Origin of the sequence: Pantoea sp. PNA 03-3, assembly GCF_003201175.1 — a bacterium.
Taxonomy (GTDB): domain Bacteria; phylum Pseudomonadota; class Gammaproteobacteria; order Enterobacterales; family Enterobacteriaceae; genus Pantoea; species Pantoea stewartii.
In genome coordinates, this window is record NZ_QICO01000007.1 from 61,181 (window position 1) to 77,742 (window position 16,562).

Below are 16,562 nucleotides of genomic sequence, written 5' to 3' on the forward strand. Positions count from 1 at the left end.
TAAGCGGTGTACGGACGGTCAACCGTCCACCACTTTCACCGTCATTATTATTACGTCTGCCAGACCACAATCCTATAGCCCGTAAATGAAAAACGCCACGTCAGAACGTGGCGTCAGAGCTATTTTACGATCTTTTAAAGTAAAAAACGCCATCCTGCTCAGATGGCGCTTAAAAGGATCAAGAGCGCTTCATCATGTCGAAGAATTCATCGTTGGTTTTGGTCATGGCCAACTTGTTGATCAGGAACTCCATCGCGTCGATTTCGCCCATTGGGTGAATAATTTTACGCAGGATCCACATTTTCTGCAGTTCTTCCTGAGAGGTTAACAGCTCTTCTTTACGTGTACCGGAACGGTTGTAATCAATGGCCGGGAAGACGCGTTTTTCCGCAATCTTACGTGAGAGATGAAGCTCCATGTTACCGGTGCCTTTAAACTCTTCGTAAATCACTTCGTCCATTTTCGAACCGGTATCCACCAGCGCAGTCGCGATAATGGTCAGGCTGCCGCCCTCTTCCACGTTACGCGCCGCACCAAAGAAACGCTTAGGACGATGCAGGGCGTTAGCATCCACACCACCTGTCAGCACTTTACCGGAGGCCGGCACCACGGTGTTATAGGCACGGGCCAGACGCGTAATGGAGTCGAGAAGAATGATGACGTCTTTTTTATGCTCAACCAGGCGCTTAGCCTTTTCGATCACCATCTCTGCAACCTGAACGTGACGCGAAGCCGGCTCATCGAAGGTTGAGGCAATCACTTCGCCTTTGACCAGGCGTTGCATCTCTGTCACTTCTTCCGGACGCTCATCGATCAGCAACACCATCAGCACGCAGTCAGGATGGTTATAGGCAATGCTCTGTGCGATGTTCTGCAGCAGCATGGTTTTACCGGCTTTTGGCGGAGCAACAATCAGGCCACGCTGACCGCGGCCAATGGGCGACGCCAGGTCCAGTACGCGCGCCGTTAAGTCTTCGGTTGATCCATTACCGCGCTCCATACGCAGACGGCTGTTAGCGTGCAGCGGCGTAAGGTTTTCAAACAGAATTTTGTTGCGCGAGTTTTCAGGCTTGTCGTAGTTGACTTCATTAACTTTCAGCAGCGCAAAATAGCGTTCACCTTCTTTTGGTGGGCGAATTTTGCCGGCGATGGTGTCACCAGTGCGGAGGTTAAAGCGGCGAATTTGGCTGGGAGAAACGTAGATGTCATCAGGACCGGCGAGGTAGGAGCTGTCTCCAGAGCGGAGGAATCCAAATCCATCCTGCAATATCTCCAGCACACCATCACCGAAGATGTCCTCGCCGCTTTTCGCGTGCTGCTTCAGGATTGAGAAAATAATGTCCTGCTTGCGCATACGAGCCTGGTTTTCCAGCCCCATATTCTCGCCGAGGGTAATCAGCTCAGAAACCGGCGTATTTTTTAATTCGGTAAGATTCATAGTGATGGGTTCTTAAACTCGGGGTAATACTCGAAATGTTTGTCGTGAATGGTATGGCAGTTAATCCATGCCTGTTCTGTTAATGACTTTTCAACTCTTCTCAACGATCGTTGTCTTGAATGATGACTGGAAGCGAGGAGTCGGTCGATTTAAGTCAGAGTAGAGCTAGTCGTTAGATTGCTAAACCGCTGGTAGGTACAGTGCGACAGGGTTTAACAAGGGAAAACTTTGAATGCTAACTACAAGGTATGATCATAGTGCAGTGAAAATAAGTTAGCACGCTTAAAAGCGAACGTCCAGCAGGAGGAAAAAATTTAACCACTGCCGAACGTTCAGCCCGCTTACGCCAGGTTGGCGTTCAGGAACTCTTTTAATTGACCTTTGGACAATGCGCCCACTTTCGTTGCAGCGACTTCACCGTTTTTAAACAGCAGCAGCGTCGGGATGCCACGAATGCCGTATTTCGGTGCGGTACCTGGGTTATCGTCAATATTCAGCTTAGCGATGGTCAGCTTGCCATCATACTCTTCTGCAACTTCATCAAGGATTGGGGCGATCATTTTACAAGGACCACACCATTCAGCCCAGAAATCTACCAGTATAACGCCGTCGGCTTTCAGCACGTCGGTGTCGAAACTGTCATCGGTCAGATGAACGATTTTATCGCTGCTCATGTTTTACTCCACAAGATTATGCCTGGCGAATTGGCGTAATATAAACCAATGTTGGTTGACTTTATTTCATCGGATACGCTTTCGTAAAGCGATAGTAAGCTGATATTCTACCACACTATGAGCAAAACACACTTAACTGAACAGAAGTTTTCCGACTTCGCCCTGCACCCACAGGTAGTGGAAGCCCTTGATAAAAAAGGGTTTCATAACTGCACGCCTATTCAGGCGTTAGCACTGCCATTTACGCTTTCAGGGCGTGATGTCGCAGGTCAGGCGCAAACCGGTACCGGCAAAACGATGGCGTTTTTAACGTCAACGTTTCATCATCTTCTTTCTCACCCTGCACCAGAGGGACGCCAGGTTAACCAACCTCGCGCGTTAATTCTGGCACCTACGCGTGAACTTGCCGTGCAAATTCATGCGGATGCAGAACCGCTGGCGGCATCGACCGGCCTGAAACTAGGCCTGGCTTACGGTGGAGACGGCTATGACAAGCAGTTAAAAGTTCTGGAAAACGGTGTCGATATTCTGGTCGGCACCACGGGTCGCTTAATTGATTATGCGAAGCAGAATCACGTCAACCTCAGCGCCATACAGGTCATGGTGCTGGACGAAGCCGATCGCATGTTCGATCTCGGCTTTATTAAAGATATTCGCTGGTTGTTCCGCCGCATGCCACCCGCAACTCAACGCCTGAGCATGCTGTTTTCGGCCACGCTCTCTTATCGCGTGCGTGAACTGGCCTTTGAGCACATGAATAGCGCCGAATACGTTGAAGTCGAGCCGGAACAAAAAACGGGCCACCGCATTAAAGAAGAGCTTTTCTATCCTTCCAACGAAGAGAAAATGCGTTTGCTGCAAACGCTGGTGGAAGAAGAATGGCCCGATCGCGCGATTATTTTCGCCAATACAAAACATCGCTGTGAAGATATCTGGGGCCATCTGGCTGCGGACGGTCACCGTGTCGGCTTGCTGACCGGCGATGTGGCTCAGAAGAAGCGTTTACGCATTCTGGATGACTTTACCAAAGGTGACATCGATATCCTGGTGGCGACCGATGTTGCGGCACGTGGCCTGCACATTCCCGCAGTGACACATGTCTTTAACTACGATCTGCCTGATGACCGCGAGGACTACGTTCATCGCATTGGCCGTACAGGACGCGCAGGGGCAAGCGGCCACTCAATCAGCCTGGCATGCGAAGAGTACGCGTTAAATCTGCCGGGTATTGAAGAGTACATTGGTCACAGTATTCCGGTGAGCAAATACAACAGCGATGCGCTGTTAAGTGAACTCCCGCCGCCGAAACGTCTGACGCGTAATCGTACAGGCAACGGTCAGCGTCGTGGCGGAAATAACGCCAGTCGTCGCGGTGCTCCACGTCATAACAACCGTAAACGTTCGGGTTAAGTTCACCATGCTAAGCGCATCGACACTCTATGCTGCGATTGATTTAGGATCTAACAGCTTCCACATGCTGGTAGTCAGCGAAGTGTCTGGCAGTATTCAGACTATCGCCAAAATCAAACGCAAGGTGCGCCTGGCTGCTGGCCTGGACAGCGCCAATCATTTGTCAGCTGAAGCGATGGCGCGGGGCTGGCAATGTTTGCGGCTTTTCTCGGAACAACTTCAGGATATTCCGCCTGACCAGATTCGGGTGGTGGCGACGGCTACGCTGCGTATTGCAGCAAATGCACAGGTCTTTCTGGATAAGGCTCAACAGATTCTGGGCTGCGCCGTCAATGTGATTAGCGGTGAAGAAGAAGCCCGTCTGATTTATCAAGGCGTGGCGCACACCACCGGCGGCTCCGATCAACGTCTGGTTGTCGATATCGGCGGTGGCAGTACTGAGTTAGCCACCGGTGACGGCTCCCATGCCAGCGTGCTGTTTAGTTTGCAGATGGGCTGTGTCACCTGGCTGGAACGCTTCTTTGGCGATCGTCACCTGGCGCAGGAAAATTTTGATCAGGCAGAACAGGCCGCCAAAGCCATGCTGCAGCCCATTTCGGCAGAACTGCGCAAACAGAGCTGGCAGGTTTGCGTCGGTGCATCCGGCACCGTGCAGGCGTTACAGGAAATCATGGTGGCACAGGGCATGGATGAGCGCATCACCCTGAGCAAACTCCAGCAGTTAAAGCAGCGCGCTATTCAATGTGGCAAGCTGGAAGAGCTTGAAATCGAAGGACTGACGCTGGAACGTGCGCTTGTGTTCCCCAGTGGGCTCTCAATCCTGATCGCCATTTTTCAGGAACTCAATATCGACAGCATGACGCTGGCCGGTGGTGCACTGCGCGAAGGGCTGGTGTACGGAATGCTGCACTTACCTGTTGATCGTGATATTCGCAGCCGTACGCTGCAAAATGTTCAGCGCAGGTTCAACATCGATGTGTGCCAGGCCGATCGGGTACGTCAGCTGGCTGAAAGTTTTTTTCGCCAGGTCAGCGTGGTCTGGAAACTGGATCAGCGCTGTCGGGAATTACTGCTGAGCGCCTGTGCTATCCATGAAATCGGGCTGAGCGTCGATTTCCGTCAGGCACCTCAGCATGCTGCCTACCTGGTTCGCCATCTTGATCTGCCGGGTTTTACGCCCGCGCAAAAAAAGCTGATCGCCTGCTTACTGCAAAACCAAAGCGGCAGCATCGATCTTGCGTTACTGACCCAACAAAATGCCGTACCGCCGCGTCTGGCAGAGCGCCTGTGTCGCCTGCTGCGCCTGTCGATTATCTTTTCCAGTCGCCGTCGCGATGACACCCTGCCTGCCGTACGTATGCAGGCCGATGATGAAGCGCTGAATGTCACATTGCCGGCGGGCTGGCTGGATGTACATCCGCTTCGGGCGGAACTGCTTGAACAGGAAAGTCATTACCAGTCCTATGTACACTGGCAGTTATCGCTGACCTGAGTACTTGCGGTTACGCCCGATCGGCGCATTAACCCTTTTTCGCCTTTTCCAGCATCGCCCGTAATCCGGCCACCCGACTCTGGCCGGTTTTCATTCGCTCTTCAGCACTGACCACCTTACGCTCGGTTTCCCACACCACATCATCCTGCGGCAGCTCCAGCAAAAAGCGGCTGGGCTCGGGGCGAACCAGTTCACCGTACTGACGGCGCTCACGGCATAAGGTGAACGTCAGCTCTTTCTGCGCACGGGTGATACCGACATAGGCCAGACGGCGCTCTTCTTCAACGTTATTTTCATCAATACTGCTCTGATGCGGGAGCAATCCTTCTTCCATGCCAACCAGGAAAACATAGGGAAATTCCAGCCCTTTAGACGCATGCAACGTCATCAGCTGCACCTGGTCTGACTCGTCGTCACTTTCCCCGCGCTCCATCATGTCGCGCAACGTAAACCGCGTGACGACCTGGGCCAGCGTCATCGGCTCATCCAGATCGCTCCCTTCCAGCATTTCCGTCATCCATTGAAACAGCGTATTAACGTTTTTCATGCGCATTTCAGCGGCTTTAGGGCTACCGGAGGTTTCAAACAGCCAGCTTTCATAATCGATGCCGCGAATCAAATCACGGACAGCGTTGACGGGTTCCCGCTCACTGAGCTGGATAATCTCATTGAGCCAGTGAGTGAAGCGCTGCAGATGCTCAAGACCGCGGCCGGTCAGGGTCTGCCCCAGTCCCACATCGAAGCTGGCGTTAAAAAGACTTTTACTGCGGATAGTGGCCCATTCACCCAGTTTTTGCAGCGTCGCCGGGCCAATTTCACGCCGGGGAGTATTCACAATCCGTAAAAAGGCGCTGTCATCGTCGGGGTTAGTGAGTACGCGTAAATACGCTAACAGATCTTTTATTTCTGGCCGTGAGAAAAAGGAGGTGCCACCTGAAATCCGGTAAGGGATACGGTTCTGCATCAAGAATTTTTCGAATACCCGGGACTGGTGATTCCCCCGGTACAGAATGGCGTAATCTTTATACTGCGTTTTATTGATAAAGTGATGAGCAATCAGTTCACCCGTTACCCGCTCGGCTTCGTGTTCTTCACTGTTTGCGCTCAGCACTTTCAGTTCACTACCGATACCCAGTTCAGAAAACAGGCGCTTCTCGAACACGTGCGGATTGTTGGCAATCAGGATATTGGCAGCTTTAAGGATACGCTGTGAAGATCGGTAATTCTGCTCAAGCTTCACCACTTCCAGCGTCGGGAAATCCTCATTCAGCAGGATCAGATTTTGCGGACGCGCTCCGCGCCAGGAATAGATCGACTGATCGTCATCGCCAACGACAGTAAAACGCGCTCTGGCACCCACCAGCAATTTAACCAGTTCGTACTGGCTGGTATTGGTATCCTGATATTCATCAACCAGCAGATAGCGAATACGTTGCTGCCAGCGCTCGCGCACTTCCTGATTACGCTGTAGCAGAAGGGTCGGCAACAAGATCAGGTCGTCAAAATCCAGCACATTACAGGCTTTAAGGTGCTGATCATACAGGGCATAGCAGTGCGCGAAAACGTTATCGCGCTCCGAACGGGCTAATGCCGCCGCCTTGGGCGGATCAACCAAATCATTTTTCCAGTTGGAAAGGGTGGAAATCAACTGCTGCAGTAAGGTCTTGTCCTCTTCCAGCCACTGGCTGGTCAGGTCTTTAAGCAGGGCCAGTTGATCCTGGTCGTCGAACAGGGAAAAGTTAGACTTCATTCCCAGCGCCGCATATTCGCGCTTAATAATCTCCAGTCCCAGGGTATGGAATGTCGAGATCATCAGGCCGCGCGCCTCCTTACGCCCCAGCGTTTGCGCGACGCGCTCTTTCATTTCACGTGAGGCTTTATTCGTGAACGTCACGGCCGCAATGTGGCGCGCCTGGTAACCGCACTCCCGAATCAGATGTGCGATCTTATTGGTGATCACGCGGGTTTTACCCGAGCCAGCCCCCGCCAGCACCAGACAGGGACCGGTGACAAATTCGACGGCACGTTGTTGGCTGGAGTTTAAACGCATAGGGAATCGCTCTGTTGGAATAAGATACCCGCTTCGCCTCACACGCGTGCCAACGGCATGAACGCGGTGCCGTTAACGTCTCTGCGATTTGAAAAGACGGGTTTATAATGGAGGGCAATTATACACAACAGAGACACCATCATGGCGAAAACTGCCGCGGCTTTACATATTCTGGTGAAACAGGAGGCAGAGGCGAGAGTCTTGCTGGAGAAGTTGAAAAAAGGGGAGAATTTCCAGCAGCTTGCTAAAAAACACTCCATCTGCCCTTCAGGCCGAAACGGCGGCGATCTGGGTGAATTCCGGCGGGGAAAGATGGTAGCTGCATTTGATAAAGCGGCCTTCACCTGCCCACTGTTACAACCCTTTGGGCCGGTGAAAACCGCGTTTGGTTATCACATCATCAAAGTGCTCTATCGCAACTGATTATTTTTTGCTTTTCATCTGCTGCAATACCCGGCTGCACTGATTTTCATCATTATCGCTGGGGGAAATCAGTGCCAGTAAGGCCGCCGCCGGTGCTACCACGGCACCCAGGGCAACGGCTGCCGCACCACGCGCCAGTAGTGGCCCGGTCTTCACACCAGCATCCGGATTTTTAAACGTACCACGGACGTACAGCGGTGAGCGCAGGGTCACGATACGAATGCCTTTACTCTCTGGATTCACAGACAGGTCCAGACGTTCAGTGGCGAAATTCGCATTTCCCGTCACGTTGATGACCGCATTTTCCGTATCGAACACAAACAGGTTTGGCGTGGCCAGACCGTTTTGCAATTTCAGATCCGTTGCCGCACAGTTGATGCGCACCTCATCATCACCGAACAGCTTACCAACCAGATAGTTACCGACATTTAATCCGGCAATCTCCATCAGGTTGCGGCTAATCAGTCCGTCGTTCATTAGCAGCTTGAGTTGGCCGTTACTGGTTGCGAGCAGGTCAGCCACGGAATTGCCCGTGCCCGTCAAGCTGGCATCACCGTTAAGCTGTCCCAGACTGTTTTGCATTGCCTGTACATTGGGAAACAACTGGCGCAGGCGAAGTTTGCGCGCATGAATATCCGCGCGGCCTCGCATGGGAGAGCGATCGCCTTCTAAACGAATAGTGCTGTTCAGGTTGCCCCCGGCCATGCCAAAACGCAGCGGATCGAGCAGAAGATTACCGTTATCAAGCTGCAAATGCGTGTAAAGATCGCTTAACGGCAAGGAATTACTGTGTTCGATACGTTTACCACTGAACTTCACGTCAGCATCCATCACCGACCAGTTTTTCGTATCGAATTGATCATGAGGCAAAACACGATCGGCAGGCTGTGTCGATTTTTCGCCGCGCTTTGCCTTAGCCTGTTGCGTTTTCTCACTGCCTTTGCCGGAGTCAACGCCAATAAGCGGCCCCAAATCTGCCATACGCAATTGGTCAGATCGCAGTTCCCCTACCAGTTTAGGGCGAGGTTTGCCCTGGCTGTAGGTCAGGGAGCCATGAATATCGCTATCGCCAATGTGCCCATTGAATGCCTGATAGCGGAAAACAGACCCGTCTTTACCAGTGAATTTAGCAATAAGGCGACCATCTGTTTCATAGGGCGGCGTATCCGGTAACAACACGCCCGTCAGGCCATACAGATTCGCCAGCGTGTCGCCAGAAAAACGCAAACGCACATCCAGTCCGCCCAGATTTAACGGATTCTGCACACCGCCAGAAAGCTGTACCCGTGTAGTACCGTTACGGACATCTGCCTGCACCGGGAACGGTGTCGTCTGGCTTCGCAGTGATAACATGCCGCCGAGCTTACCCTGGCCTGTGAGTTTTTCATTGTTATAGCGCCCTTCAGCCTGCCAGCCGAAAACAAAGTCGCCCGCCCCTTTTTGGCTGTCGTCTCCACCCGCGATTTGCGCGAAAGGCACAGGTTTGCCAAGCGAATTGAGTTTTACAGTGACATCAGCCTTGTTAACCGCATCGCGATAAAGCAGAGTTCCCTGATCGAACAGAATATTGTCCAGCCGAAATGACCAGGCAGAAGGCGGTGCATTGTCGTCTTTGCTGTCACTTTCAGCGAGCGTAAACGTCCAGTTGTTTTTCTTGTCGGCGGTTTGAATCAACCGGGCATCCGGCTGCTGTAGCTTTATCCAGGGGATAAAGACTTGTTTGTGCAGCAGTGCCAGCGGCGCAAGCGTTGCGTCGACGCGCTGGAGATGAATCATGGTGACATCGGGAATATCAGGCGGATTGCCCAGCATAATGTCTTCGGCGTGCAGATGCGGCCAGGGGATAAAACTGCGCCATCCCGGTTCGTCGCGTTGTCGTTGCCACGCGATACCCAAATCACCACGAATGGCAAAAGGTCGGTTCAGTTCTGCTGAGACTTTTTTGTTGATGGTCGGCTTCAGGCGATTCCAGTCGAATGTGGCAATGACAATGACCACGACGACGATCACCAGGACTAAAATTCCCGCTATCCAACTGACTATTTTTCCAGCGCGTGACATTAGGCATCCTCCCTGCTCTTTCACGGTCTCCGTTAAAGATAGTCGAGAGCGAGCCGGAAGGGATCAATCAAGCTGGACAGGCAGGTACGCCAGTTCCGAAAAAGGGGCGGGGCGTGAGAAAAAATATCCCTGCGCCGCAATGGCCGGAGAGGCTTTTACCTGCTCCCATTCATCCTGCGTTTCCACGCCTTCAACAATAACGCCGTTACAGTAGCGGTTAATCAGCGACAACAGCATAGGAAAGAGTGTTCGCCCTTCCCCCGATGCACACAACAAAATAAACAATTCGCGCGACAACTTGATGTAGTCGTATTTCAGCTCCGTCAGGGCAGAAAAATTTGCCATCCCTGAGCCGAAATCATCCAGCCAGAGCGGCCCCAACTCCGGCATTTGCGCCACCATCTCTTCCTGAGGCAAAACGTGGTGCTCGGTCAGTTCAAAGCGCACCCAGGGCAATCGGGTGATAAGGCTGCGAATCGGCAGATGATGTTGTATTAATGACAGAGAGGGGCCGTCAATATTGACTGATGCCATGACCTCATTATCGGCAAAGAAAGCTTCCCACTGGCTGAGCAACGTTAACTGCTCCTGCACAACGTCAAGGCGCTCTGCTACCTCCAGCTCAGCAAAATACGCTTCCGGGGAGAGTTTTTTTTCAGGTTCAGACGGATGCATGACCGCCGTCAGCAACTCAATCGCCAACAGCCGCCCAGAGACTTTGTAGATAGGCTGAAAGGTATACTGGCGTTGACACTGTCGCCAGAAGAGGCGCTTTTTCTGCTGGGGAGTGATGTCAACTGAAGAAGGTAGCCATTGACTAATATTCTCCATAACCATGGTCTTTTCCTGGTTGATAGTAAGCGCCTTCATTTGGGCGGCTTAGCGGCAATTATCGTTTGTATTTCGATACATAGTGAAAATCTGGCCACATAGGAGCCACGAGTCTACGCGAGTTTTGACACGACAATCGCCGAAACAGGGCGCGTTATCGGGTTAATTATCATGTTTTAGCGCCCTAAATTAAATTAAAACACTGTTTTAAAAAGTTGACGACAGGCCTTACAAACGCGAGACTGAAGCGAACTTTTACTACAGGCCTGAAACCATGACGCAGATAAAGATCGCTATTATTGGTGAGTGCATGATTGAGTTGTCCGAGAAGGGTGAGAACCTCAAACGCGGCTTTGGCGGTGACACGCTGAATACTGCGGTTTATCTGGCCCGGCAGGTCAGTCAACAGGATGTACGGGTTGATTATGTCACCGCACTGGGCATTGATCCCTTTAGTGCAGAGATGATGACTCGCTGGCAGGCGGAAAACGTCAATACTGCACTGATCCAGCGCCTTGAAAACAAAATGCCGGGTTTGTACATGATCCAAACCGACGATCGGGGCGAACGCTCCTTTTGGTACTGGCGCAGTGATGCGGCAGCCCGTTACTGGCTTGATGGCCCGGGTGCCGACGATATTTGCCAACAGCTTAAACATTACGACTATCTTTATCTGAGCGGAATCAGCCTGGCTATCCTCCCTGACGACAGTCGCGCCCGGCTCATGCAGCTGCTCGCAGACTGTCGGGCAAACGGGGGGAAAGTGATATTTGATAATAATTACCGCCCGCGCTTGTGGAAAGATAAGGTCACTACTCGCCAGGCTTACCGGACAATGCTCGAAAACACGGATATGGCGTTCCTGACGCTGGATGACGAGCACCAGTTATGGGGCGAACAGTCTGTTGAGGACGTCATTGCCCGCGCACGTGATGCGGGCGTAAAGGAAGTCGTCATCAAACGCGGGGCAGAATCGTGCCTGATTGCGTTTGAAGACCAGCCATTGGCCGAGGTACCTTCCGTCGCGCTGCCAACAGAAAAGATTGTCGATACCACGGCCGCCGGGGATTCATTCAGTGCGGGCTACCTGGCCAGGCGACTTGTCGGCGCGACGACAGAAGAAGCGGCACGGCGCGGTCATCTCACCGCCAGCACAGTGATTCAGTACCGCGGTGCGATCATTCCGCGTTCGGCAATGCCGGAATGATTGCCAGTCGCTCATAACGGGGACACCGGTACAGGCAGCATGTCTGTGCCCGAAGGAAAACGGGGGTGGATACGAAGCGCATTAATCTGGTCTGTCTGGTATACGCGACAGGGAAAAAGCGTCAGGCTTTTACAAAGCGAGTGGGTGTAAGACGCAGATTATTGAGCCAAATCCCCCCATCCTGTTTTTCAAAAACCGCGGTACGAAGCCCAGACGTTATCCGCAGGAAAAGGATATTCAACGATACGGTACCGCCTGCGCTCGCTGAAGGCAGCTTCAAAGGCATGGCTTTTGCCATCAACGCAAAGGCGCAGAATGACGTCGATGCGCTAACAGCGTTGGCAGAAAACCGTGGGACACCGTAGTAAAGCCGCCAAAACTGTTCACGAAGGTAAATCAAGGGGACAGTTCCGTGATCCGGAGGGCTGTTACTGAAACGCCACCTGAACGCCTTCTGGAGAGTTGACGGTCAGGATACACTGACGATTAATAAGCCCCCATGAAGCGGGACGATATATTGAGCCGCAATGGCATCGTACCGTCCGGCATCCAGACATTATGTTTCCTGAAACATCACAGGGGAATAAATTCCTGCTATTTCCGTCAGGGCAACATGAAAAACCGCTTATTTAGCTTAAGTCAGCTCAGCCGTTTTAACGCCGTCGCCTCTGGTCCTCATCTGTTAACAGTTTCTAATCTTAATGCGTTTTTATTCCTTTTAAATTATCAAGTTAGCCAGGCAGCTTCAACGCCAGGCATAGTCCGAATCTCATGTATAAACCGCTTTTAGGTTGGACGATTACATTAAAACAGGCCATCTTTTAAACAGCGACAGCAGGATGCTGTTCTCACGGCCGCGAACAAAACAACGACAACATCTCTCGCATCAGGACACTGCTATGAATACAGAAATTATTAATATCTGGCCAAATGGTGATGCGCCAGGCGCCAGCGATTCTCGTGCTCAGCCCCAGATTGTGGATACCGCAAAAGAGTATGAACCCTACGACCGCGTAGCAACCGGTGTACGCTGCCCGGAAATGGCTATCTGGCATCCTGTTGAATCCAATGGCATCACCTTGCTGGTTGCGCCAGGGGGCGGCTACCAGCGCATCATGATTGATCGTGAAGGCAGTGCGCTGGCAACGTTCTTTACTTCGATGGGTTATACCCTGGCGGTAATGACTTATCGCCTGCCCTATGATGGACATCACGAAGGACCAGATGCACCGCTGGCCGACGCACAGCGCGCCGTGCGCGTACTACGTGAACGGGCACAGCGCGGGCTAAACGGAAAATATATTGTGATGATGGGCTTTTCTGCTGGCGGCCACGTCACCGCGAGCCTGGGTACGCGTTTCGGCGAAAAACTTTATCCCGTTCAGGACAGTGCAGAAAACCTGTCGCCTCGGCCGGATGCAATGGTTCTGGTTTATCCGGTCATCAGTATGCGCGATGGTCTGGCCCATGAAGGATCACGCACACGCTTATTAGGTGCCTGGCCCGATCAAAAAACTATCGATGCTTATTCACTCGAGACCCGGGTTCACAGTCAGGTGCCGCCTACGTTGCTGATTCATGCCGCCGATGATGATGACGTGCCAGTGAATAACAGCATGGTATTTTTTAGCGCGTTACGGGAACATAACGTCCCCGTGGAAGTGCATTTTTATCAGAAAGGCGGGCACGGCTTCGGCATTCGTGGTGTAGCGGATTTGCCCCTTGCCAGTTGGCCGATGCTGGTGACCGAATGGCTCAGGGCAAAAACCTGATCAATCAGGAGGCCGGTGGGGCAGCGTCACCTGCGGGGCTGCTCTCCGGCTGGCTGACGTCAGTGCCGCCTGACTGCACTGCCGACGGAGCAGGTTCCCCCATCAGTTTGTCCCAGTCAGCTTTAAGGCTTTTCACATTGGTTTCTGTTTCGCCTTCCGGCTGAATCAGCACCATCATGAGTTCCTGACTGAGCTGCTGCCGTAATTCCTGATTCATCTGATCACGTGTCAGACCTGCCAGGAAATCCTGCCGCAACTTTTGATACTGTTCCGGCGCGATATCCACCACGGAATTACGTTGCGAGCGCAGGCGCTGACTGATCAGCACGTCCGTATCAGTGCGGGCATAGGTGGTAAACAGCTTATTCAGTTCCAGCAGCTTCTGAGCCATCAGCGCGTCAAACTCTTCCTGAGGCAAACCGTTATCGCGTACGGCGGCCAGCTCACGTGCCACCAGATTCATATTCTGTTCCAGGCTGTCGTTGCGCGTGTCCATATTAATGGAACACTGGGCGCGTTGATAAAGCACCCGGCAATCAAAGCCAACCTGAACGCCCTGCGCTTTGCTGTTGCTCAACGCACGTTGAACGTGCCAGAACAGCGCCTCACGCGCCAGGTCGCCCCGCCAGTAACGCTGGAGGTTTTGTGAATCACGGATAGGCTGCCAGGGTGTATCCCACACCAGAGAAAGGCGGTCCTGCGCGCCGCTGCCGCTTACCAGATTCACTGGATCATGCGATAACGGGGACAAGGTCGGCACCGGCGCAGCCGAACTGCGCTTGCCTTCCAGCGAGGAGAACGCTTTATTGATCTGCTCAGAAAAACTACGGCTGTCGACATTGCCGACCACATACAGAGTGATGGCATCCGGCGTGTACCACTGCTGATAAAAGCTTTTTAGCTGTGCGATATCCACCGGCGCGCGCGGTTTCTCTGCCGGATCGTGTGCTAATAGCGCGGACCCTTTCAGTCTGTAGCGCCACCAGACATCCTGCGTATCCGTTGGCCAGGTTTTAACCGGATCGGAAGCAGATAACGCGGTGTCCACCACCTGATTAGTGATCGCCATATCGCCAGCCGTCGCAGCCAGCCAGTTCAGGGCTTCCTTTAACAGGTCTGGACGGTTATTGGGTAAGCTTAAGTTATACTGCGTGTAATCATACGATGTGATGACGGGCGGTAACGGGCGCTGTGGATCGATGCCCTGCTGCCATAAAGCACGCTGCTGATTTGTATCCAGTGCGGTGTTATGAACCAGCGCCAGACGTGACAAAAGGTGGCTAAAACCGGTTTGCTGCGCACTTTCTACCAGTGAGCCTGTGTTAACCACCATACGCAATTCAATGCGGTCGCTTGGCCGTTGCGGTGTTGCCAACAGTTGCCAGCTAAATCCGTTGTCCAGTTTTCCCTGTTGCCAGGCTGGATCAGGTTGCAGCGTTTCAGCGGATGCACCGTAACTGGTCGCTGCCAGCACTAGTCCACCAACCAAAAGCCGAATTCTGGTGCCCTGCATGTGAACCCCTACTCAAACAATTCAAAAAATCGTTATCACTGGCACGTTTAGCCGCGTTTATAAGCGAACCGGTCATTGCCGATTCGCGCTGCCGATCATTAACAACAGGTTTGACCACAGGAAGACCGGGATGTCACGCAACGAAGTGAAAAACGTTGAAAAAAAACAAGTGGGGTTATTATCCAAATGCCCGCTGTCAGGGCAAGTGACAGCGGGCATTTGAGAGGATTAAATCACATTCAAGGATTAAATCGTGGATTCAGACGGGTCTTTTGCGCCATTTTTGCCCGCTAATGTCTCACCCAACTGTTTTTTATCCAGTTGATCAACCCATTTCGCGACCACAACGGTTGCTACGCCATTACCTACCAGGTTCGTCAGCGCACGGGCTTCTGACATAAAGCGGTCGATACCCAAAATCAGCGCCAGGCCGGCGACGGGTAAATGTCCCACTGCCGACAGTGTTGCAGCCAGAACAATAAAGCCGCTGCCTGTAACGCCCGCCGCCCCTTTAGAAGAGAGCAGTAATACCACCAGCAGGGTAACCTGATGGAAGATATCCATATGCGCATTTGTTGCCTGAGCAATGAAAACGGCCGCCATCGTCAGGTAGATAGAGGTACCGTCCAGGTTAAAGGAGTAACCTGTGGGAATGACCAGTCCCACCACGGATTTCTTACAACCCAGCCGCTCCATCTTATCCAGCATACGCGGCAGCGCCGATTCGGATGAGGACGTTCCCAGAACAATCAGCAGTTCTTCTTTAATGTAGGCAATGAATTTGAAGATGCTAAAGCCACCGAAGAGGCGGGCAATCAGCCCCAGCACAACGACGACAAACAGCACACAGGTAATATAGAAACAGATAATGAGCTGGCCAAGCTGCACCAGTGAACCTACGCCATATTTACCAATGGTAAAGGCCATGGCACCAAAGGCCCCGATAGGCGCCAGGCGCATAATCATATTGATAATGCCGAAAATGACCTTTGAGAAGCTCTCGATCACATTGAAAATCAATGTGCCCGTGTTGCCCAGACGATGCAATGCGAAGCCAAACAGCACGGCAAACAGTAATACCTGCAGGATATTGCCACTGGCGAAGGCGCCAATCACGCTACCCGGAATCACATCCAGTAAAAAGGCCACAATGCCTTGCTGCTCAGCCTGTTGCGCATAGATGGCAACCGCTTTGGCATCCAGCGTCGCAGGATCAACGTTCATTCCCGCGCCAGGTTGCACAACGTTAACGACGATCAGGCCGATAATCAGCGCAAGGGTACTGACGATTTCAAAGTAAAGCAGCGCAACCGCACCGGTGCGACCCACGGCTTTCATGCTTTCCATTCCGGCAATACCGGTAACGACTGTGCAGAAAATCACGGGGGCGATGATCATCTTGATCAGTTTAACAAAGCCATCCCCTAGCGGCTTCATCTGCGTCCCTAAATCAGGATAGAAATGGCCCAGAAGCACGCCGATGGCGATGGCGACCAGAACCTGGAAATAAAGGCTTTTAAATAGTTTCATAAACAGGTATCCACTAACGAGAGGTAATGTTGTCGGATTTTTTATTGTGACTGTCTGACAGGGCTGGCAGGTCAGGCAGTGGACAGAAAATAACACTCTGTTTACGTGATTAATACAGGGCTGCAAAGTCAGGGGAAATGATAGGCGCGTAATTCTGAACT

13 protein-coding genes are annotated in these 16,562 nt (G+C 52.4%); 6 read left to right on the forward strand and 7 right to left on the reverse strand.

Annotated elements, in window-relative coordinates:
• Nucleotides 1-178: 178 nt before the first annotated feature.
• Together rho and trxA are read right to left on the reverse strand one after the other, a co-directional pair.
• Nucleotides 179-1,438, reverse strand: a complete 1,260-nt coding sequence (gene rho, locus C7433_RS17710) for a transcription termination factor Rho (protein WP_006121431.1) — start codon at nucleotides 1,436-1,438, stop codon at nucleotides 179-181.
• A 341-nt stretch (nucleotides 1,439-1,779) separates the two neighbouring features.
• On the reverse strand, nucleotides 1,780-2,112 hold the full coding sequence (gene trxA, locus C7433_RS17715) for a thioredoxin TrxA (protein ID WP_006121430.1): 333 nt from the start codon (nucleotides 2,110-2,112) through the stop codon (nucleotides 1,780-1,782).
• 117 nt (nucleotides 2,113-2,229) lie between these two features.
• Between trxA and rhlB the strand changes: the two genes are divergently transcribed.
• Both rhlB and gppA read left to right on the forward strand, forming a co-directional pair.
• Complete coding sequence (rhlB, locus tag C7433_RS17720; protein ID WP_033737345.1) at nucleotides 2,230-3,522, forward strand: ATP-dependent RNA helicase RhlB; 1,293 nt, start codon at nucleotides 2,230-2,232, stop codon at nucleotides 3,520-3,522.
• Nucleotides 3,523-3,529: 7 nt separating this feature from the next.
• Nucleotides 3,530-5,014 carry a guanosine-5'-triphosphate,3'-diphosphate diphosphatase gene (gene gppA, locus C7433_RS17725; protein WP_006121428.1) on the forward strand — a complete coding sequence of 495 codons (1,485 nt, stop codon included), beginning with the start codon at nucleotides 3,530-3,532 and terminating at the stop codon, nucleotides 5,012-5,014.
• Nucleotides 5,015-5,042: 28 nt separating this feature from the next.
• Here the strand turns inward: gppA and rep are convergent, their stop codons facing one another.
• A complete protein-coding gene (gene rep / locus C7433_RS17730) occupies nucleotides 5,043-7,064 on the reverse strand; it encodes a DNA helicase Rep (RefSeq protein WP_110268650.1) in 2,022 nt (673 codons plus the stop codon).
• A gap of 141 nt (nucleotides 7,065-7,205) precedes the next feature.
• Between rep and ppiC the strand changes: the two genes are divergently transcribed.
• Nucleotides 7,206-7,487: a peptidylprolyl isomerase PpiC gene (gene ppiC, locus C7433_RS17735; protein ID WP_039339212.1), complete on the forward strand. Its 282-nt coding sequence runs from the start codon at nucleotides 7,206-7,208 to the stop codon at nucleotides 7,485-7,487.
• Here ppiC and C7433_RS17740 read toward each other — a convergent pair whose 3' ends face one another.
• Nucleotides 7,488-9,548 carry an AsmA family protein gene (locus C7433_RS17740; protein ID WP_110268651.1) on the reverse strand — a complete coding sequence of 687 codons (2,061 nt, stop codon included), beginning with the start codon at nucleotides 9,546-9,548 and terminating at the stop codon, nucleotides 7,488-7,490.
• Nucleotides 9,549-9,611: 63 nt separating this feature from the next.
• Complete coding sequence (gene pdeH, locus C7433_RS17745) at nucleotides 9,612-10,385, reverse strand: cyclic-guanylate-specific phosphodiesterase (protein ID WP_058701519.1); 774 nt, start codon at nucleotides 10,383-10,385, stop codon at nucleotides 9,612-9,614.
• A gap of 268 nt (nucleotides 10,386-10,653) precedes the next feature.
• Between pdeH and C7433_RS17750 the strand changes: the two genes are divergently transcribed.
• The 3 genes from C7433_RS17750 to C7433_RS17760 all read left to right on the forward strand — a co-directional run bounded on the left by C7433_RS17750 (nucleotide 10,654) and on the right by C7433_RS17760 (nucleotide 13,358).
• Nucleotides 10,654-11,586, forward strand: coding sequence for a sugar kinase (locus tag C7433_RS17750; protein WP_110268652.1), 933 nt, complete (start codon nucleotides 10,654-10,656; stop codon nucleotides 11,584-11,586).
• 65 nt (nucleotides 11,587-11,651) lie between these two features.
• The gene (locus C7433_RS17755; RefSeq protein WP_110268653.1) at nucleotides 11,652-11,951 is read left to right on the forward strand and encodes a hypothetical protein; all 300 of its coding nucleotides are present in this window, start codon (nucleotides 11,652-11,654) and stop codon (nucleotides 11,949-11,951) included.
• A gap of 534 nt (nucleotides 11,952-12,485) precedes the next feature.
• Nucleotides 12,486-13,358, forward strand: a complete 873-nt coding sequence (locus tag C7433_RS17760) for an alpha/beta hydrolase (protein ID WP_006121422.1) — start codon at nucleotides 12,486-12,488, stop codon at nucleotides 13,356-13,358.
• Between the two features lie 4 nt (nucleotides 13,359-13,362).
• Here the strand turns inward: C7433_RS17760 and C7433_RS17765 are convergent, their stop codons facing one another.
• On the reverse strand, nucleotides 13,363-14,871 hold the full coding sequence (locus C7433_RS17765; RefSeq protein ID WP_110268654.1) for a pitrilysin family protein: 1,509 nt from the start codon (nucleotides 14,869-14,871) through the stop codon (nucleotides 13,363-13,365).
• A gap of 246 nt (nucleotides 14,872-15,117) precedes the next feature.
• Entirely contained in the window at nucleotides 15,118-16,407 is a 1,290-nt protein-coding gene (locus tag C7433_RS17775) for a dicarboxylate/amino acid:cation symporter (protein WP_172677667.1), read from the reverse strand.
• Nucleotides 16,408-16,562: the final 155 nt, after the last annotated feature.

Coding starts and splice junctions, on each gene's coding strand:
- rho (WP_006121431.1), bottom strand. CDS start 1,438: ATGAATCTTACCGAATTAAAAAATACGCCGGTTTCTGAGCTGATTACC.
- trxA (WP_006121430.1), bottom strand. CDS start 2,112: ATGAGCAGCGATAAAATCGTTCATCTGACCGATGACAGTTTCGACACC.
- rhlB (WP_033737345.1), top strand. CDS start 2,230: ATGAGCAAAACACACTTAACTGAACAGAAGTTTTCCGACTTCGCCCTG.
- gppA (WP_006121428.1), top strand. CDS start 3,530: ATGCTAAGCGCATCGACACTCTATGCTGCGATTGATTTAGGATCTAAC.
- rep (WP_110268650.1), bottom strand. CDS start 7,064: ATGCGTTTAAACTCCAGCCAACAACGTGCCGTCGAATTTGTCACCGGT.
- ppiC (WP_039339212.1), top strand. CDS start 7,206: ATGGCGAAAACTGCCGCGGCTTTACATATTCTGGTGAAACAGGAGGCA.
- C7433_RS17740 (WP_110268651.1), bottom strand. CDS start 9,548: ATGTCACGCGCTGGAAAAATAGTCAGTTGGATAGCGGGAATTTTAGTC.
- pdeH (WP_058701519.1), bottom strand. CDS start 10,385: ATGGTTATGGAGAATATTAGTCAATGGCTACCTTCTTCAGTTGACATC.
- C7433_RS17750 (WP_110268652.1), top strand. CDS start 10,654: ATGACGCAGATAAAGATCGCTATTATTGGTGAGTGCATGATTGAGTTG.
- C7433_RS17760 (WP_006121422.1), top strand. CDS start 12,486: ATGAATACAGAAATTATTAATATCTGGCCAAATGGTGATGCGCCAGGC.
- C7433_RS17765 (WP_110268654.1), bottom strand. CDS start 14,871: ATGCAGGGCACCAGAATTCGGCTTTTGGTTGGTGGACTAGTGCTGGCA.